Here is a 19,693-nt window from a genome sequence, read left to right as displayed (position 1 = left end):
CGACAGGGCGCGTCATCGCAATGCGCACCAGATGCACCGGGAGCGGAAAATGCGTACTATTCGCGCGGTAATCATCCCAACCGGATGACGCCGATACGCCAGGGAAGGAACTACCGTCTGCCACGTGCGGTTCGGCGCGCCGTCCAATCGGTTCGGCGCATGCCACGCGGAAATGTGCAACTGCACTGCTGGCTTTCGGCAGGTGCCGGGGTTCCAGCACGAGCGCAGCTGCGGCGGATGAGGGGCAGTCATGACAAAGCAGTTTTCCGGCATCATCAATCTGGACATTCGCGATTCGGAACCGGATTGGACTCCGTTTGAGGCTCCGAAGGCTCCGGCCGGTGCGCCGAATGTTCTCTATATCGTGCTTGACGACGTCGGCTTCTCGGCGATGTCGTGCTACGGCGGCCCGATTGACACTCCGAACATCGACCGCATAGCCGATCGGGGAGTGCGGTACACGCAGTGGCACACCACCGCCCTCTGCTCGCCCACGCGATCGTGCCTGCTGACCGGACGCAACCACACGCGCAACAGCATGGCTTGCATCACGGAGGCAGCGATCGGGTTTCCGAACGCGAGCGGCACCATCCCGGCGGCCAACGGAATGATCTCCGAGATTCTCGGCGAACGCGGCTGGAACACCTACATGGTGGGCAAATGGCATCTCTGCCCCGACGACGAGATGAACGTGGCATCGACCCGGCGCAACTGGCCGAGCGGTCGCGGATTCGAGCGCTCCTACGGCTTTCTCGGGGCCGAGACGAACCAGTGGTACCCCGATCTGTTCTACGACAATCACCCCGCCGAGCAGCCAGCCAGCCCAGAAGACGGCTACCACTTCACCGTCGACATCACGGACAAAGCGCTCGGGTTCATCCGAGATGCGAAAGCAATCGCTCCGGATAAGCCGTTCTTCCTGTACTACGCACCCGGTGCCGCCCATGCTCCTCATCACGCGCCCAAAGAATGGGCCGACCGTTACAAGGGCAAGTTCGATATGGGCTACGAGGCCATGCGCGACATCACGCTCGCGCGCCAGAAGGAGCTCGGGATCGTTCCGGCCGACACGCAGGTGCCGCCGATCAACCCGATTGGCACCCCGGCGACCCGGACAGGTCCAGACGGGCTGCCGTTCCCGGAGATGGACGAGACGCGCCTGTGGGACTCCCTTTCGGACGAGGAGAAGCGGCTGTTCAGTCGGATGGCGGAGGTGTACGCCGGATTCCTTTCGCACGCGGACGATCAGATCGGTCGCCTCCTCGACTACCTCGAGGACATCGAAGAACTCGACAACACGATGGTCGTCGTCGTTTCGGACAACGGTGCGAGCGGGGAAGGCGGGCCCAACGGGTCCGTCAACGAGATGAAATTCGTCAACGGCATGCCCGACAACATTGAGGACAACCTCCGCTACCTCGACCAGCTCGGCAGCCCGACGACCTACAATCACTACCCCAACGGATGGGCCATGGCATTCAACACGCCCTTCAAGATGTGGAAGCGGTACGAGTTCAACGGTGGAACAAGCGATCCGTGCATCATCGCGCTTCCCGGCTCCAGTACGAACGGTCAGCTGCGAACGCAGTACCACCATGCTGTCGACATCGTGCCGACGATCCTCGATGTGCTCGGCGTGCAACCGCCCGACAAGATCCACGGTCATGACCAGAGCCCGTTCGACGGTGTGAGCATGCGTTACACCGTTGATGATGCAACCGCAGCGACCACACTCCACACGCAGTTCTACGCGATGCTCGGTTCGCGCGCGGTGTGGCACGAGGGCTGGAAGGCCGTGACCACACATCCCACCTTGAGCGGTTGGGGCCACTTCAATGACGACGAGTGGGAGCTCTATCACACCGACGTCGATCGCGCCGAACTGCACAATCTTGCCGGCGAGCATCCGGAGAAGCTGCGAGAGCTCGTCAACCTGTGGTTCTCCGAAGCCGGTCGGAACATCGCATTCCCGCTCGACGACCGCTCTGCACTGGAGATCGTCTTGACCCCACGACCGCTGCTGTCTGCGGCGCGGGATCGCTACACGTACTACCCGGGCATGTCAGAGGTTCCCGAATCGCAGTCAGTGAATATCCGGAATCGATCGTTCGTCATCGGGGCGCTCGTCGACCTGCCCACAACCGGCGCCGAGGGTGTGCTCTTCGCTCAAGGGTCGCGGTTCGGTGGTCACGCGCTCTACATCAAGAACAACCGCCTGCACTATGTGAACAATGTCGTCGGGACGAACGAACAGCTGTTGCGCGCCACGGAGGACGTCCCGACCGGGTCGGGCCTGATTCTCGCGGCCTCGTTCGACAAGGACGGCGAGAACCCGAAGTATGTCGCAACGGGTATGCTGACGCTCTTCTACGGTGACAAGCCTGTCGGGCAGCTGCGCATCTCGACGCAACCGGGCAAGTTCTCGCTCGCCGGGGAAGGCTTGACGGTCGGCCGAGACAGTGGAGCGCCGGTGACCAGTGACTATCCGGGCTCCGATCCGTGGCCGTTCACAGGGGGCACGATTCGCAGTGTCAGCGTCGACGTCGGCGGCGAGCCGTACATTAACCTCGAGCGTGAGGCGCAGGCGATGCTCATGCGGGAGTGAGAACGGCGCGGTTGCCAGCCCGTGCCAGCCAGTCGATGCTGGGTCGTCGATGCTGGGCCGTCGATGCTGGGCCGTCTAGGCCGAAGTTACGTATGAGTTGAGCCCCTACTTCCCCGTCGTTGCGGGGAGTGGGGGTTCTTTTGTATCAACAATTGTAGCCAGTAAAATAGGTGTGTTGAGCCATGATCTATCGTGATTAGCGTTTAGAATTATGGCGTGGCGAAGAACGCAACGGCGATGCATGTGGCCAAAGTGAGAACCAAGGCGGTCAACAAGGCTGGTGAGGAACGCGTCTACGAATCGGTGCTGCTGCGCCGCTCCTACCGGGAAGGCGCCAAGGTCAAACACGCGACGTTGGCGAACCTGACCGCGCTGCCGGACAGTGCGATCGAGGTCCTGAAGGCATCCCTGGCCGGCAAGAGTCTGATCGTCGCCGACGACAACCTGGAGGTGACCCGGTCCCTGCCGCACGGGCACGTCGCCGCCGTCTGGGCGCAAGCCCAGGCACTGGGGCTGCCGGCTCTGCTGGGCCCGGCGGGCAAGGCTCGGGACGTGGTGCTCGGTCTGATCATCGCCCGGGTCTGCAAACCGGCCTCGAAACTGGCCACGACCCGGTGGTGGGCCGACACCACCCTCGCCGAGGACCTCGGCATCACCGACGTCTCAACCGATGAGGTGTATGCGGCGATGGACTGGCTCGCGACCCGACAAGAAGCAATCGAGAAGAAACTCGCCCGCAAACACCTGGGCGAAGATGCCAACCCGGACCGGTTGGCGTTGTTCGACCTGTCCTCCTCCTGGGTCACCGGCACACACTGCGAGTTGGCGGCCCGCGGGTACTCCCGGGACGGGAAGAAGGCTCTGCCGCAGATCGAATACGGGCTGCTGACCGACCCCGCCGGCCGGCCCGTCGCGATCCGGGTCGTGCCCGGTAACACCGCCGACCCGACGGCGTTCCAGCAGATCGCCATCGAAATGAAGACGACGTTCGGTGTCAACGACATGGTCATGGTCGGCGACCGCGGCATGATCACCTCCGCCCGCATCCGGCAGCTGAAAGAGTTGGGCGGTCTCGGCTGGGTCACCGCACTGCGCTCCGTGTCGATCGCGGGCCTGATCGCGGACGGGTGCGTGCAACAATCCCTGTTCGATGACACCAACCTGGCCGAAATCCAACATCCCGACTATCCCGGCGAACGCCTGATCGCCTGCCGCAACCCTGCCCTGGCCGACAAACGCGCCTACAAACGTGAGCAGCTGCTGGCCGCGACCGAGGCTGACCTGACCGTCATCGCGACCGCCGTGACCGCGGGCCGACTCACCAAGGCCGGGCCGATCGGAGTCCGTGTCGGCAAAATCCTCGGCAAACACAACATGGCCAAACACTTCCAGCTCATCATCGACGACGGGCTGCTCACCTTCACCCGCAACCAACACAACATCGATGCCGAGGCGGCGTTGGACGGCATCTATGTGATCCGCACCAGTGTTCCGGCCGAGCAGATGGACACCGCCACCGTCGTCGGCACATACAAGTCGTTGGCGCACGTGGAACGCGACTTCCGCTCAATCAAGTCCATCGACCTGGACCTGCGGCCCATCTACCACTGGACAGAAACCCGAGTTCGCGCGCACGTGTTTCTGTGCATGCTGTCCGCCTACCTGATCTGGCACCTGAGGAACGCGTGGGCACCGCTGACCTTCACCGACGAGAACCGACCCGACCCGGCCGACCCCGTCGCACCCGCGAAACGCTCCACCGCCGCCCGCCGGAAAGCATCCACCGCCACCACCGACACCGGCGAGCCCGCCTACAGCTTCACCGCGTTGCTGGACCACCTCGCGACCCTAACCCGCAACCGGATCCACATCGCCGGCCACGACGACGAGATCGGCTTCGAACTGGTCGCCACCCCCACCCCGATCCAACGCCACGCGTTCGAGCTGATCGGCCAAACCATCCCTACCACGCTCAAGTAGCCAGAAACACCACCACAGTCAGCAGTAAAATCCCGGCTCAAGCCAGAGAAACCCGCCCTCAACCCGCGTAACTTCGGTCTAGGCCGGCCAGTCCTGCACGATATGCTCGCTCACTCGCATCGCGTTCGCAACGATCGTCAACGTCGGGTTGACGCTGCCGTTCGTCGGGTGCAGCGACGCATCGCAGACGACGACGCGCGCGGTCCCGTGAACGCGGCCGTAGGCATCCGTCGCGGAAGTCTCGGGGGAGGTGCCCATTCGCGCTGTGCCGCTCGAGTGCTCACCCGCGGCCGATGCGATCGCGGTGCCGAACTGGCGGCGGATGTCGCGCGCCCCGACAGCGATCAGCCAGGCTTCACCCTGCCTTGCCATTCCATCCTCGACCTCGACGGATGCCCAGTGCACGTTCTTGCGTAGCGCCGCGACCGGCTTTCCCCAGCGATCGTGCAGGCCATGCGCCAGGGTCACCCGCGAGGTCGCCATCGGAATCTCCTGCCCCATGCCGAACACGCCGAACGCGTGTGAGCGGTCGCCTCGCATCCACTCCTTGTGCCCGGCACCCCACAGCGGAACGCCCGGCATCGACGGATCAGATGCAGATGTCAACGGCAGCGGGCTCACCAGATCGACGATGACGCCGCCGCCCCACGGAATGGTCTGGGCGTGCACATGATCCAGCGTGGCGATGGAGTGCCCCGGCCCGACATACGGCTTGACGACCTCGTCCATTGTGCCGAGCATCGTGACGAACCGATGGTCGTGCAGGTTACGGCCGAGCTGGTCGTTGCCGATGCCGCTGGCCAGCAGCAATCGTGGCGTTTCAACCGCGCCGGCCGAGACGACAACGACGTCGGCGTTGACGGTGATCTCCGCCGGTGTCGTCGACGCGGATGCCATGATCGTCACGCCCGCCGACCGCGCGCCGTCGCGCACTTGGATGACCTCGGCGTCGTAGATCACATCGCACAGCCCCGTCGCGACGGCGCGCGGAATGAACGTGTTGTTCGAACCGTTCTTGGCGTTGACCGGGCAGGTGTGGCCGATGCACTGCGGGCAACGCACGCAGGCGGGGCGATCGTCATGCGGCACGCTGTTGATAGCGAGAGGGATCGGACCCCAGCCCCAGCCCAGCGAGTCCGCGGCAGCACCGAGCAGTTCGCGTGCGCGCTCGGTGGGCATCGGCGGCATCGGGTAGCCGGCCGATCGCGGCGTGCGCGAGGTCAATCCGCCCTCAATACCGGAGACACCGAGCTCCCATTCCGCACGGGTGTAGTACGGTTCCATTTCGCCGTAGCCGATCGGCCAATCCGCCAGGTTGGCACCATCTGGGTTGCCGTACAGGGTTGCCATCTGAAAATCTTGCGGAAGGAAGCGCCACGCCATTCCTTGCCAGAGTCGGGTGCCGCCTCCGAAAGCCATCGCATTCAGTCCGTATAGCCCGGCGTCGCCTGTGCCGTCGATGACGCGGTCCTCGCCGTCCGGCAGCTGGGCGAGCCTCGGATGCCCAAGGCCGGGCCCCGCCGACGGCCAATAGACCGCGTTTCGTTTGCCGTGCAAATGATCGCCACGTAATGCCGAGTTGGGCACGGAGGGGGCGCGCTCGATCAGCAGCACGGTCTTGCCTGCTTTTGCCAGGGTTTCGGCCGCGACGCCGCCGCCGGGTCCGCTGCCGATCACAATGGCGTCGTAGCCGCTGCGCACCTGCTCTGGTCGCAACCCGTCGATCGGGTCGGGTTCGACTGGTGTGACGCCCTCGGGCACGGCGCGGAAGCCCACCATTTCCAGCCCGATCGGACTGTGCCGCGTGGGGGCGCCGGACCGGTCAGCAACGCCGGGCTGGTCGGCAGCGCCGGGCTTCTCAACAACGCCGGGATTGTCAACAACGCCGGATCGATCCGAGGCTGCGTAGTAGCCTTCCCAGCAGATGCGGCGCAGGGCGGCGAAGTGGCTTGCCGCGGTGGTTGCGACGCCCGCATCGGCGGCGGTGGTTGCGGCATCCGCTTCGTCGCGAGTCGCCTCGAACGAGGTGAGGATCGCGTCCTGCTGTTGCCCGGTCAGCTCTGCGAACGACACCCCGTTCTCGGCGCGCGCCGCAGCGTCGAGCGCCTCATTCAGCCAGATCAGCGCGGGGCGCGCCCAGTCCAGGTCGGGGTTGGCCGGGATCACATAGTCCGCGACGCCGCCCTCCCATCCGCCCGGCCAGGGCTCGCCCAACCACCTGTCGGCCGGGATGATTCGGTCGATGGCCGCGCGGATGGTTGCGGTGAAGAGTTCGGTCGAACTATTTGCCGGCAAGTGAGCCGCCGATGCCTCCGACGCTGAAATACTTGTTCAGCACGGCGAAGAGGATCACGGGTGGGAGCATCATGACCACGGCGACGGCCATCACCAGGCCCCAGTCGGTCTGATTCTGCTGGAAGAACGACTGCAGCCCGATTTGCAGGGTGTAGTTCTGGTCGCTTCGCAGGAAGACGACGGCGACCAGGTAGTCGTTCCAGGCGAGCAGGAAGGCGAAAATCGCTGTCGAGAGCACCCCGGGCAGCGAGTTGCGCAGCACGATGCGCACGAAACCGCCGAACACGGAGCAGCCGTCCATCCAGGCGGCCTCCTCGAGTGTGATCGGGATCGAGTCGATGTACGCCGCCATCATCCAGACGGCCACGGACATGGTCGAGCCGACATAGATGATCGTGATGCCGGCCAGATTGTCGACCAGCCCAATCTGCGCGAACAGGATGAACAGCGGGATCACCGCAGTGACCACCGGCAGCGACTGCACGATGAACAGGATGAGCGAATAGCCGGAGACGAGCTTGCTTCTCCCGCGGGAGAGCACGTATCCGGCTGGCGCGGCAACCGCCACTGCAACCACCACCGTCACCAGGGTGACGATCAAGCTGTTGCCCAGCCAGGTGCCAACGGATGTCTCGGAGAAGACCGTTGTGAAGTTCTCCAGCGTGAGCCCCGTCGCCTTGCTGCCGAGCGAAGGCTCGAGCGACAGGATCAGGACGGCAATGATCGGCACCAGCACGACCGCGGTGATGATCAGGATGCCGAGGAAGCGCCACCACTTACCGCGCTCCTGAGCCTGGGTGAGCGTGCGCCGCTTGCCGCCGGTCACACCGACGTGCAACTGACCGGTCAGCGGCGCTTGTGAAGTTTCGGCGCTCATTCGATGTTCACCTTTCGAATCTGGCGGTAGAGCAACGTCGCGATGATGACGAGGACGATCGTCATCATGAACGCGATTGCGACACCGGGGCCGGTCTGGAAGTTCTGGAACACCGTGATGTACGCCATCACGACGAGGGACTGCGTGGCGTTGACCGGGCCGCCGCCGGTGAGCAGGAAGATCGTCGGGAAGTCGTTGACACAGAAGATCGTCATCAGAATCCAGCTGATGTACGTCGAACGCGAAATCATCGGCAGTGTGATCTGCCGGAACGTCTGCCAGCTACTGGCACCGTCGACCTTGGAAGCCTCGTACACGTTGCTGTCGACGGATGCGAGGGCCGAGGCCATCATCATCATCATGAACGGGAAGCTGATCCACACCTTGAAGATGCAGACCATGACCTGAGCGAGCAGCGGGTCCGCGAGGAAGAGCACGTTGCCGAATCCGAGAGCGTGGAAGAGAATCGGCAGCGGCGACTGCGGGGTTGCCACCAGCCAGTTCCACGAAGCGGCAGAGACAACCACGGGAACAACCCACGGCAGCAGCAGAAGCACTTTGAACAGACCGTTTGCAGGGATGCGGGTGCGCAGGAGCAGGCCGAGGGAGAGGCCGACGGCCCAACTTCCGAAGACCCCGACGATCGTGAAGACCGCAGTGAAGACTGCTGCGTGCCAGAACACGGGGGATTGCAGCACGGAGGCGTAGTTTGCCAGGCCGACGAAATCACCGGCGCTGATCAGATCCCCGTTGCGCAGCGATTGCAAACCCGCGTAGATCACCGGGTACAGGTTCAGAAGCAACAGCAGGATCACCGACGGTAATGCGAACAGCACGAACACTCTCGCGTGCGACGTATTGCTCTTGCGTTTGCCGGCGCTGGGCGACCGACCCGAACCGGCGTTCCCCACACCGTTGCGCGCCTTTCTCAGCGCTCCGGCCACGGACTCGGTCGACATCTACTTCTCCTTCGAAGGTCTTCGCGATGATGAAAACGGGTGGGCCCGGCTCACGCTGGGACCCACCCGATTCGGGTTGCTACTTCATGAGTCCTTCGATTGAGGTCTGCAACGTTGTCAAAGCGGTCTTGGCATCAGTCTTACCACCGAGAATAGCCTGCGAGAAGGTCGTCATCGGTGCGGTGCCGTCAACGGTGTTGGCGATGTTGTAGAACAGACCGGTGCCGCCCGGTGCCGCCCAGGTCTTGAAGATGGGCTGCCACTCGTCGACGATCTTCACGTTGTTCGGGTCCGACTTGAACTCGCTCGTGGCGGCGATGGACTTCAGCGGGGGCAAGCCGATGCCGGTGTTCGACGTCCACAACTGTTTCATGTTCTGGTAGTAGTACGTGAGGAACGCCTCGGAGCTCTTCTGACTCGGGGTGTTCTTGTACATCATGATGTTGTTCGGGAAGTACAGTCCGCCGGTCTTGCCGCTCGGACTCTTGAGCGGGCTGCCGACGACCATGTCGCTGACAACGTCGCCGCCGACGCTGGCCGCGAGGCCTGCACCGTCCCAGCCGAAGCCGAACTTCTTCGCCTTCCACTGCGCCTGCACGTTTGCGCTCGTGTACGTGGCGCCTGCAGGGTCGGAGTAGCCGGAGTTGACAAGATCGAGAATGTAGGTCATCGCCTCGATGTTCTCGGGCGTGACACAGTCCGGCTTCTTGTCGGCGTTGAAGAGCCCACCGCCGTTGTTGATCATGAACGCCGTCAGGATGTGGCTACCGGTGAAGTTGCCGGCCCCTGCACCGAGGCCGAAGCCGTAGACGCCGATCTTCTTGAGCGCTGCGCACACGTTCTTGTACTCGTCCCAGTTGGTCGGCGGCTGAACCCCGGCCTGCGCCAGCAGCGCCTTGTTGTACCAGGAGATACGAACGTCGAGGTTGTAGGGCACCGCTGCGTAGCCCTGGTCGGTCTTCATCGTGTCGACGAGACCGTCGAAGAAGTCGGCGTAGATACCGTTCTTCTTCCAGCTGTCGAGCAGATTGTCCGCGTATGCGATCTTGCCCTGCTGTGCGAACTGGAACGCCTGGGTTCCACCGCCCGAGCTGACGGCGGGGCCGGTGTTCGACGCGACGGCAGAGGAGAACGTCTGGGTGAAGTTCGCCCACTGGATCTCCTGGTAGGTAGCCGCCCCGAGACCCGAAGCCGGCTTGTACGCCAGCGTGATCTTCTTGTCGAGCTTGTTGAAGTCCGTGTTACCCCACGGCATGTTCCAGAATTTGATGGCCTTGGTAGAACCGCTGGCGCCACCACCGCCTCCGCTTGAACAGGCGGCGAGGAGCGAGGTGGCTGCAACGCCACCTGCGAGTCCGATAAAGCCACGGCGGGTGAATGATGCACCCGTGGATTGAGAAGCCATAGCAGGTTCCTTCCGAGTCGCCGATGCCTCGGGCGACCACGATTCGACATTGAATGCAAGTGTCGCACGCTGTTCAGCAATATTTCGTTGCGACGGCTTTAGTATTCATCCACGAGCCTTGGAAGTCAACACCGCGGCCCGGACCCGCGGAAACACGCGCATCTGACAAGCGACGCCCGCTCTCGGCGGCCAGGAACGGGCGCTTTGACCGCCCGGCGGCGGCCACCGTCGGTTCCCGCCGACGGAAAGAAAACCCCCGAGAATCGCGAATTCGTGAGTACGATGTCGCCATGAGTGTGCAAAAGGTTTCGTCTCAGCGAGCGACACTCGCTGAGATTGCACGGGATGCATCGGTGTCGATGTCGACCGTGTCCAAGGTGCTGAACGGCCGTTCCGGCGTTTCCGAGCCCGTTCGCGATCGCATTGAGCAGTTGTTGCACTCATCCGGTTACAGCCGCCGCGGCGTGGAGAACTCACGAGTCCGTCTGATCGAGCTCGTGTTCGAGAACATCGACAGCGAGTGGTCGCTTGAGATCATTCGCGGCGCAGACAAGGTGGCACGCGAGAACGGCATGAGCATCGTGCTCACCGAGAGCGGCACCCGTCACACTCAACCGGTCGATTGGATCGACGGTGTGCTCCAGCGTCAGCCGGCCGGACTGCTCCTCCTCTTCTCGGATCTCTCCGCCGACCACAAACGCCAAATGCGCACACGAGGCATTCCGTTCGTGGTGGTGGACCCCGCGGGCGACCCGGCCCCTGACGTGGCATCGGTCGGCACGGGAAACTGGTCGGGCGGACTCATGGCGACGCGGCACCTTGTGGAGCTCGGACACCGCCGGATCGGCATTATCACGGGGCCGATGGACATGCTGTGCTCTCGCGCACGGCTGTCGGGTTATCGCACCGCACTCGACGAGGCGGGCATCCCGATCGATCCAAGCCTCATCGAGAACGGCGAATTCCACTACGAGAACGGGCTCAAGGCGGGCACCCGGATGTTGTCGTCGTCCGACCGCCCGACGGCAATCTTCACGGGGAATGATCTGCAGGCGTTCGGCGTGTACCAGGCCGCTCGTTCGCTCGGCCTCGGCATTCCCGAGGATCTGTCCGTAGTCGGCTACGACGACGTGCCGTCGGCAAGCTGGGTCGGACCACAATTGACCACGGTTCATCAGCCCCTGAAAGAGATGGCGGAGCAGGCAGTGCGTCTTGTGCTGGCGTTGCGCGATGACCCGGAACGCAGCACCGTTCGGCTGGATCTGGCGACGAACCTCGTTGTGCGCGGAAGCACGGCAGCTCCGGCCAACATACTCGCTCCGACCGCCTGACGCGGCCCTCGACGTGGGATTGCGACACATCGAGCGATATGTTTCTTGATCAGCGTCTAAAACTTGCGCCGCTTCGAGCGTTGGGGCTAGCGTGAACTGATACGGGCGGCCGCCGCGGTGCGTGCGCCCGCCGATCTGAAATATCAAGAGTCCACATCTGCAGATCTACCAGACGAAGGAGTCCGTGAAATGAGTCAGCCCTCGCTTGGCGTTGCGATGGTCGGGTATGGGTTTATGGGGGCGGCGCATTCGCAGGCGTGGCGGGTTGCCCCGCGTTTCTTCGAGCTTCCATTCGACCCACGGATGTCCGTGATCGTCGGGCGGGACCGCGCCCGCGTTGCCGCGGCGGCCGGGCGTTTCGGCTGGGCGGAGGCGGAGACGGATTGGCGTCGGGTGATCGAACGCGACGACATCGGACTGGTGGACATTTGCAGTCCGGGCGCTTCGCATGTCGAGATAGCGATTGCGGCGCTGGATGCGGGCAAGCACGTGCTGTGCGAGAAGCCGTTGGCGAACACGGTCGCGGAGGCTGAGGCGATGGCCGCAGCCGCTGAGCGTGCCGCTGCGCGTGGTGTGTTCGCGATGGTCGGTTTCAGTTACCGTCGGGTGCCGGCGATCACGTTTGCTCGTGATCTGGTCGCGGCGGGCCGGATCGGTGAGGTGCGTCAGGTGCGCGCCGCCTATCTGCAGGACTGGTTGGTGGATGCGCAGGGGCCGATGACGTGGCGTCTGGATAAGGCGTTGGCCGGTTCTGGCTCGCTGGGCGATATCGGCGCGCACGCGATTGATGCGGTGCAGTTCATCACCGGTCAGCGCATCAGTGGTGTGAGCGGAACGCTTCAGACGCTGGTCGCTGAGCGTCCGCTGCTGGGTGAGTCGATCGGGCTGGGCGGCACGGCGTCGAGTGAGCGCGGCAGGGTCACTGTTGATGATGTGGCGTTGTTCACGGGTCGGCTCAGCGGTGGTGGTCTCGGTTCGTTCGAGGCGACGCGGTTCGCTACGGGGCGCAAGAACGCGTTCCGGCTCGAGTTCAGCGGTTCGAAGGGTGCGATCGCGTTCGATCTGGAACGGATGAACGAGTTGGAGTTCTATGACCGCACTGAGGAGGCTGGGTTGCAGGGTTTCCGGCGGATCCTGGTGACCGAGCCGGAGCATCCGTATATGTCGGCGTGGTGGCCGACGGGGCACGCGATCGGGTATGAACACCCGTTCTCACACCAGGTGTATGACTTGTTGACCGACATCGCCGCCGGTAGGCAGCCGCGGCCGTCGTTCGCTGACGGGCTGCAGGTGCAGCGGGTGCTTGAAGCGATCGAGACCAGCGCTGCGGCCGCGAGCGTGTGGACAGCGGTTGCCGAAGCAGAATCCGGGCCGCAGGCATCCGGATCAGAAGCACAAAATGAAGGAGAAAACCGATGACCCGCCCGATCACGTTGTTCACCGGCCAGTGGGCCGATCTGCCGTTCGAGAAGGTTGCGGAGTTGGCCGGCGGCTGGGGTTATGACGGTTTGGAGATCGCCTGTTGGGGCGACCACCTGGACCCGTGGCGTTGGGATGACGAGGAGTACGTCGCCGGCAAGAAGGCCGTGCTGGAAAAGAACGGCCTGGGTGTGTGGGCGATCTCGAACCATTTGAAGGGTCAGGCGGTGTGCGATGATCCGATCGATCAGCGGCACCGCGACATCCTCGGCGACAGGGTCTGGGGCGATGGCGAAGCCGAGGGTGTGCGTCAGCGTGCTGCAGAAGAGTTGAAGAACACGGCACGATTGGCCGCGAAACTGGGGGTGAAGACGGTCACCGGGTTCACCGGGTCCTCGATCTGGAAGTACGTGGCGATGTTCCCGCCGGCGTCGCAGGCGATGGTGGATGCCGGTTATCAGGATTTCGCGGACCGCTGGAACCCGATCCTGGACGTCTTCGATGAGGTGGGGGTGCGGTTCGCGCACGAGGTGCACCCGTCGGAGATCGCCTATGACTACTGGACGACGGTGCAAGCGCTGGAGGCGATCGGGCACCGGGAGGCGTTCGGCCTGAACTGGGACCCGAGCCACATGGTCTGGCAGGACATCGACCCGGTCAGTTTCCTCTGGGACTTCCGTGACCGCATCTACAACGTGCACGTCAAGGACACGAAGAAGCGGATGACCAACGGCCGCAACGGTCGACTCGGCTCGCACCTGGCCTGGGCCGATCCGCGCCGCGGTTGGGACTTCATCTCGACCGGTCACGGGGATGTGCCGTGGGAGAACGCGTTCCGCATGCTCAACGCCATCGACTACCAGGGCCCGCTCTCGGTCGAGTGGGAAGACGCCGGCATGGACCGCCTGGTCGGCGCCCCCGAGGCGCTCGGCTTCGTCAAGCAGTTCGCCTTCGACGCGCCAGACGCCGCATTCGACGCAGCATTCAGCACCAAATGATGTTCGGGCGCGTTCTGCGCCCGAGGTCCAACGAACACGAGCAAGACAAAAGAAAGCAGCTATGACTCCGGATACTCCGCCTTCCAATACAGCGCCTCGCAACGCGTTGATCGTGCGCGGCGGCTGGGACGGGCACCAGCCCGTCGAAACCACCGATTCGATGATCCCTTTTCTTGAGCGCAACGGGTTCACCGTGCGCGTCGAGGAATCCACCGCCATCTATACGGATGCCGACTACCTGGCCGATGTCGATCTGATTCTGCAGATCGTGACGATGTCCACGATCACCGACGAGGAGTTCGCCGGGTTGCAGAAGGCCGTGCTGAACGGCACGGGCCTGGGTGGCTGGCATGGCGGCATCGCAGACTCCTATCGCAATAACGCCGACTATCTGCATATGATCGGCGGACAGTTCGCGCACCACGCCGGCAAGGACCCGGCCGAGCGCATCGGCGAGCAGTCGGACAACTACATTCCGTACACCGTGCACATCACAGAGGCCGGTCGAACGCATCCGATCACAGCAGGCATCGAGGACTTCGATCTCGTCACCGAGCAGTACTGGGTGCTCAGCGATTCATACAACGACGTGCTGGCCACGACCACGCAGGCGGTGCGACCCTGGGATGCCTGGAACCGGCCCGTCACCGCGCCTGCCGTGTGGACGCGGCAATGGGGCAATGGGCGAATTTTCGTCTCGGCACCCGGGCACCGCCTCGACGTTCTCGACAACCCGAACGTGCGCACGATCGTTGAGAGGGGGCTGCTGTGGGCAGCTCGCTAAACAATGGCCCGCTGACGATTGGTGTGATCGGCGTCGGCACGATCAGCGCGCAGTATTTCGCAGAGTTCCCGAAACTGCCGGGTCTGCGCCTGCTCGCCGTCGCCGACGTGAACCAGGCGCGTGCGGCCGAGGTGGCTGCCGAGCAGGGTGTTGAGGCGCTCGCCGTCGACGCTCTCCTCGCCGATCCACGAATCGACGCCGTGCTGAATCTGACCATCCCCGCCGCGCACGTCGAAATCGGGATGAAGGCGCTGCGCGCGGGAAAGCACGTATACGGAGAGAAGCCGCTGGCGCTTGATCCTGCTGAAGCAGCCCCGATGCTCGCGCTTGCCGCCGAGCTCGGGCTGCGCGTGGGAAGTGCGCCTGACACCGTCCTCGGTACGGGCATCCAGACGGCGCGTCAGGTGCTGGACTCCGGCGCTGTTGGAGAGCCGGTTGCGGCAGCGGTGCATTGGAGTTCCCCTGGACACGAGCGGTGGCATCCGGCCCCGCAGTTCTACTATCAGCCTGGTGGTGGCCCGCTGCTTGACATGGCGCCGTACTATTTGTCCAGCCTCGTCACGCTGCTTGGCCCAGTGCTGCGCGTCTCCGGTGTCGCAACCCGGTCCGCGCGCGAGCGCACGATCGCGACCGGGCCGTCTGCAGGAACGGTGATTCCGGTGGATGTCGACACGCACGTCAGCGCGATCCTCGAACATGCGGGCGGTGCGACTTCGACGGTGACGGTCAGCTTCGACGTATGGGCGTCCCGTGCCCCGTTGTTCGAGCTCTACGGAACCTCAGGAACCATCGCTGTTCCGGACCCCAACCGGTTTTCGGATGCGGTCGAAGTGTGGACGACCCAGGCGCCCGAGTGGCGCGAGGTGCCCGTGTCGGCAGGCTACGAGGATGCCGGGCGCGGCTTCGGTCTCGCAGACATGGCGCACGCGATCGAGACGGATCGGCCGCATCGTGCATCCGGCGAGCTTGCGTTCCACGTGCTGGAGATCATGGATGCGGTGCTGCGCGCCGGCCACGAACACGGCGTGATCGAGTTGACCAGCACCGCATCGCGCCCGGAGCCGGTGCCGTTCGGGGCGTTACCCGGCAGCTGGTAACCCGTTCCGTGGGGCCCATTACGTTATGACCTTATGACCTCTGCTCGCCCGACGGGTGCGAGGCCCCGAGACCTGCCGCGCCGTCCAGGTCAGACTGGCTGACCACTGAGATGCCGGCCGTGGACAGCGCCATGGTCTCCGTGCCGTCCACTTGCAGGCTCTCACGTCGCACGTCACCATTGTCGATGGTCTTTTTCAGTGGCACCTCTTTGAGGAAGCAGACGAGCACGGTGGCGATCAGAACCAGCGGCAGGATGTAGAGGAAGATCGGGGTGAGCGCGTCGTTGTACGAACCGACGATGATGTCGCGGATCGGTGCCGGCAGGCCGTGCACGAGGTGCGGTGTGAGGTCGTTGACCTTGCCGGCGCCCGAGGATGCGGCGCTTGGAGGCATCCGCTCTCCCAGGAGGGTCACGAGCCGTGACGCAAACAGGCTGCCGACGACTGCCGACCCCAGTGAGGCGCCGATCTGGCGAAAGTAGTTATTGGTCGCCGTGGCCACGCCCACCAAGGCGTTGGAGAACGTGTTCTGCACGACCAGCACGAAAATTTGCATGCACAGGCCGAGGCCGAGCCCCATGACGGCGAGGTACGCGCAGATGACCCAGACCGGAAGAGTCGACGTCATGGTCGAGAGCAGGAGCATACCCACAGCGGTGACCAGGGTGCCGGAGATCGGTGCCCACTTGTATCTGCCGGTCTTGGTGACCAGGGCACCCGAGACGATCGAGGTGATGAGCACGGCGGCCATCATCGGAATCATCAGCAAGCCCGATTGCGTTGCGTTGGCGCCGGTGACCATCTGCAGGTACGTGGGCACATAGGCCAGGGTGCCGAACATTGCGACACCGATGGCCAGGCCCGCGGCCGTCATGAGATTGAAGTTCAGCTTGCGGAACAGATGCATAGGCATCACCGGCTCGGGGGTGCGCAACTCGACGATGACGAACAGGATGGCGGCGACAACTGTTCCACCGATAAGACCGAGTATCTGCGGGGAGTCCCAATCGTACGTCGATCCACCCCACGTGCTCACGAGGACGATACCCGTCGACGCCAGCGCCAACAGCGCGATGCCGAACACGTCGAGCTTGAGGCCGTTGCGGGGGTGCTTGGGCAGGTGCAGGAATAACATGGCCGCGAGAATGGCGAGGATGCCCAGCGGGATGTTCATCCACAGCCCCCAGCGCCAGCCGATGACGTCGGTGAACCAGCCGCCTAGCAGCGGGCCTGCCACCGAAGACAGCGCGAACACGCCGCCCATGATGCCCATGTACTTGCCGCGCTCGCGCGCGGGTACCACATCGGCGATGATCGCCTGCGACAGGATCATCAGGCCACCACCGCCGAGACCCTGGATGCCACGGCCGACGATCAGCCAGGTCATGTCCTGCGACCAGCCGCCGATGATCGACCCGAGGATGAAGATCGAGATCGCGCCGATGAAGATGCCCTTGCGCCCGATCAGGTCGCCCAGCTTGCCGTAGACGGGCAGCATGATGGTCGAGGCGAGGATGTAGATGGTGATCACCCAGGTCATCAGGTCGACGCCGTGCAGGTCTCCGACGATGGTCGGCAGCGCCGTTGAGAAGATCGTCTGGTCCAGCGACGCCAGCAACATGGCCATCATCAGACCTGCGAACACCAGCAGTATGTTCCGGGTGTGGTGCGGTTCGATCTTCGCGGGAGCCTCGTCCTGCGTGGTCATGCTCATGTCAGTCGTCCCATCGTCTCGTCCAACAGCTGTTCCGCTCGGGCCCGCACCGCAGGGCCAGGCGATCTGTCGGACAGGCCACCCTTCTCACAGCTCAATTCCATGACGGCAGAGTGCACGGCCGCGCCGCATGCCATCAGCACAACGCGCGCCTCGCTCTCGGTCGGCTCTCGATCGCCTGGCCGCGTAGTGCGCTGCATGAGCGCGTGCACGCTGTGGGTGAGTGTGCCGAACATGGCGCCCATCTTGGCGAACCGTCGTTGCAGCAGGTCGGGGTGCTCGCGGAGAACCCGGCGACGCGCGGCACGCAGCTTGGGGTCGTGCGATGCATCCTCGAAGAGCGTCGTGAACAGTGTCAGCACGCCGTCACGCAGCGACGCTGGCTGCAGCTCGGCCACCGTCCGCTCGAGTTCGGCCGTGACGTCGCCCGCCAATCGGATGCCGAGTATGGCATCCTCCTTGCTGTCGAAGTAGTTGAAGAACGTGCGCGGCGACACCTCGGCGCGATCGCTGATCGCGTCAATGGTCAGAGCCTCAAGGCCGGCATCGGCGACGATGTCGATCGCGGCCCATTCCAGCCGCTTGCGCGTCAGCAGTCGCTTGCGGTCTCGCAGCCCCACTACTTCTGTCTCTTGCACCTACGCAATATTACACCCGTGCAGAGTTGCGTGCGTGCACGGAACTCGAATTGAATCGGTCAGTGTCGCGATATCTTCAGATGAGGACACGAGCGTGCCGGTTGGCGCGGAGAGGCGAAAGCACAACGATGAGCACAGGCAACGCGGACTATCGAGACGGCGGAATTCAGTTTCCCGCCGACTTCGTTTTCGGATCAGCGACGGCGTCGTACCAGGTCGAGGGCGCCGTGAACGAGGACGGCCGCGGCCAAAGCATCTGGGACACCTTCAGCCACACACCGGGCAAAGTGTGCAACGGGGACACCGGCGACGTAGCGGATGACCACTACCACCGGTTGGAGGCCGACCTCGACCTGATGCAGAGCTTGAACCTGCACGCATACCGCTTCTCGATCGCCTGGCCGCGCATCCAGCCGACCGGTCGCGGGCCGGCGAATCAAGCGGGGCTCGCGTTCTATTCGCGGCTGATCGATGGCCTGATTGCGCGTGGCATCGCACCCGTTGCCACGCTGTACCACTGGGACCTGCCACAGGCGCTCGAAGACGAGGGCGGCTGGACGAATCGGTCGACCGCCCTGGCGTTCGCAGAGTATGCCCGCATTGTCGGCGAGGCGTACGGCGATCGGGTCGCCGTCTGGACAACGCTGAATGAGCCGTGGTGTGCGGCGTTCTTGGGTTACGCATCCGGTGCGCATGCGCCCGGGCGCACGGAGCCGCTTGCCTCGCTGAAGGCAGCGCACCACCTGAACCTGGCGCACGGATTGGCACTGCGCGAACTGCGCGCCGTCGTGACGAATGACGCGCAGTACTCGGTGACGCTCAATCTGCATGCGCTACGAGGAGACGGGCCGACCGGGCCGGAGGCGGTGCGGCGCATCGACGCCATCGGCAACCGCATCTTCACAGGGCCGATGCTGCACGGCGGCTACCCGCGCGATCTGTTAGAAGACACCCGCGACATCACCGACTGGTCGTTCGTGCTCGACGGCGACACCGAGCTCATCAACCAGAAGATCGACGTGCTGGGCGTCAACTATTACTCGACGACGCGTGTTCGAGTCTGGGATGGCGAGGGTGAGCGCGCGAGCGCAGACGGCCACAAAGCGGTTGGCGCGTCACCGTGGCCGGGCGCTGATGACATCGAGTTTCTGGAACAGCCTGGGCCGTACACGTCGATGGGCTGGAACATCGAGCCAAGCGGCCTCGAAGAGCTGCTGCTCGCGGTGCACGCCGAATTCCCGGATCAGCCCCTGATGGTTACCGAGAACGGGGCGGCCTTCGACGATGTGGTGACGGCGGATGCGTCTGGTTCGGATGCCGCCCGCCCGGCGGTTCATGACACCGATCGCATCGACTACTTCCGCAGGCACCTCACGGCGGTGCACCGTGCGCTGTCGGCCGGGGTCGACCTGCGCGGCTACTTCGTCTGGTCTCTGTTGGACAACTTCGAGTGGGGCTTCGGTTACTCGATGCGTTTCGGCATCGTGCGCGTGGACTACGACACGCTCGAGCGACTGCCCAAGGACAGCGCAGCCTGGTACGCGGAACTGGCGGCCAGCGGTCACCTTCCCGACTAGGCTGCCCGGCTACT

The 19,693-nt window shown here is 64.0% G+C and carries 14 protein-coding genes; 8 read left to right on the top strand and 6 right to left on the bottom strand.

Annotation, left to right across the window (positions count from 1 at the left end; translation table 11 throughout):
* The first annotated feature begins 250 nt into the window (after positions 1–250).
* Positions 251–2,605, top strand: a complete 2,355-nt coding sequence (locus QU604_RS17665; protein ID WP_308465921.1) for an arylsulfatase — start codon at positions 251–253, stop codon at positions 2,603–2,605.
* 216 nt (positions 2,606–2,821) lie between these two features.
* Positions 2,822–4,585 (top strand): IS1634 family transposase, encoded by a 1,764-nt coding sequence (locus tag QU604_RS17660; protein ID WP_308464953.1) that lies wholly within the window; start codon positions 2,822–2,824, stop codon positions 4,583–4,585.
* 78 nt (positions 4,586–4,663) lie between these two features.
* Here QU604_RS17660 and QU604_RS17655 read toward each other — a convergent pair whose 3' ends face one another.
* From QU604_RS17655 to QU604_RS17640, 4 genes are all read right to left on the bottom strand, one after another.
* Positions 4,664–6,880 (bottom strand): GMC family oxidoreductase, encoded by a 2,217-nt coding sequence (locus QU604_RS17655; protein ID WP_308465920.1) that lies wholly within the window; start codon positions 6,878–6,880, stop codon positions 4,664–4,666.
* A complete protein-coding gene (locus QU604_RS17650; RefSeq protein ID WP_308465919.1) occupies positions 6,867–7,757 on the bottom strand; it encodes a carbohydrate ABC transporter permease in 891 nt (296 codons plus the stop codon). The genes QU604_RS17655 and QU604_RS17650 overlap by 14 nt, the downstream gene beginning before the upstream one ends.
* Positions 7,754–8,716 (bottom strand): carbohydrate ABC transporter permease, encoded by a 963-nt coding sequence (locus QU604_RS17645; protein WP_308465918.1) that lies wholly within the window; start codon positions 8,714–8,716, stop codon positions 7,754–7,756. Before QU604_RS17645 ends, QU604_RS17650 begins: the two co-directional genes overlap by 4 nt.
* Positions 8,717–8,795: 79 nt before the next feature.
* Positions 8,796–10,121, bottom strand: coding sequence for an ABC transporter substrate-binding protein (locus QU604_RS17640; protein WP_308465917.1), 1,326 nt, complete (start codon positions 10,119–10,121; stop codon positions 8,796–8,798).
* 290 nt (positions 10,122–10,411) lie between these two features.
* Here QU604_RS17640 and QU604_RS17635 point away from each other — a divergent pair, with 290 nt between their 5' ends.
* The 5 genes from QU604_RS17635 to QU604_RS17615 all read left to right on the top strand — a co-directional run bounded on the left by QU604_RS17635 (position 10,412) and on the right by QU604_RS17615 (position 15,750).
* Positions 10,412–11,452 carry a LacI family DNA-binding transcriptional regulator gene (locus tag QU604_RS17635; RefSeq protein WP_308465916.1) on the top strand — a complete coding sequence of 347 codons (1,041 nt, stop codon included), beginning with the start codon at positions 10,412–10,414 and terminating at the stop codon, positions 11,450–11,452.
* A gap of 189 nt (positions 11,453–11,641) precedes the next feature.
* A complete protein-coding gene (locus QU604_RS17630; protein WP_308465915.1) occupies positions 11,642–12,871 on the top strand; it encodes a Gfo/Idh/MocA family protein in 1,230 nt (409 codons plus the stop codon).
* Positions 12,868–13,869 (top strand): sugar phosphate isomerase/epimerase family protein, encoded by a 1,002-nt coding sequence (locus tag QU604_RS17625; protein ID WP_308465914.1) that lies wholly within the window; start codon positions 12,868–12,870, stop codon positions 13,867–13,869. Before QU604_RS17630 ends, QU604_RS17625 begins: the two co-directional genes overlap by 4 nt.
* Positions 13,870–13,930: 61 nt before the next feature.
* Entirely contained in the window at positions 13,931–14,653 is a 723-nt protein-coding gene (locus QU604_RS17620) for a ThuA domain-containing protein (RefSeq protein ID WP_308465913.1), read from the top strand.
* Positions 14,638–15,750: a Gfo/Idh/MocA family protein gene (locus QU604_RS17615; protein WP_308465912.1), complete on the top strand. Its 1,113-nt coding sequence runs from the start codon at positions 14,638–14,640 to the stop codon at positions 15,748–15,750. Before QU604_RS17620 ends, QU604_RS17615 begins: the two co-directional genes overlap by 16 nt.
* A 31-nt stretch (positions 15,751–15,781) precedes the next feature.
* Here QU604_RS17615 and QU604_RS17610 read toward each other — a convergent pair whose 3' ends face one another.
* Together QU604_RS17610 and QU604_RS17605 are read right to left on the bottom strand one after the other, a co-directional pair.
* Entirely contained in the window at positions 15,782–17,464 is a 1,683-nt protein-coding gene (locus QU604_RS17610; protein WP_308465911.1) for an MDR family MFS transporter, read from the bottom strand.
* On the bottom strand, positions 17,461–18,102 hold the full coding sequence (locus QU604_RS17605) for a TetR/AcrR family transcriptional regulator (protein ID WP_308465910.1): 642 nt from the start codon (positions 18,100–18,102) through the stop codon (positions 17,461–17,463). Before QU604_RS17605 ends, QU604_RS17610 begins: the two co-directional genes overlap by 4 nt.
* A 128-nt stretch (positions 18,103–18,230) precedes the next feature.
* Here QU604_RS17605 and QU604_RS17600 point away from each other — a divergent pair, with 128 nt between their 5' ends.
* Positions 18,231–19,679, top strand: a complete 1,449-nt coding sequence (locus QU604_RS17600) for a GH1 family beta-glucosidase (RefSeq protein WP_308465909.1) — start codon at positions 18,231–18,233, stop codon at positions 19,677–19,679.
* The last annotated feature ends 14 nt before the right edge of the window (positions 19,680–19,693 follow it).

This window comes from Rathayibacter sp. SW19 (assembly GCF_030866825.1).
In the GTDB taxonomy this organism is placed as follows: Bacteria; Actinomycetota; Actinomycetes; order Actinomycetales; family Microbacteriaceae; genus Rathayibacter_A; species Rathayibacter_A soli.
Note: the sequence above shows the minus strand (reverse complement) of the source record. Positions and strands in the feature narration are given on the sequence as shown.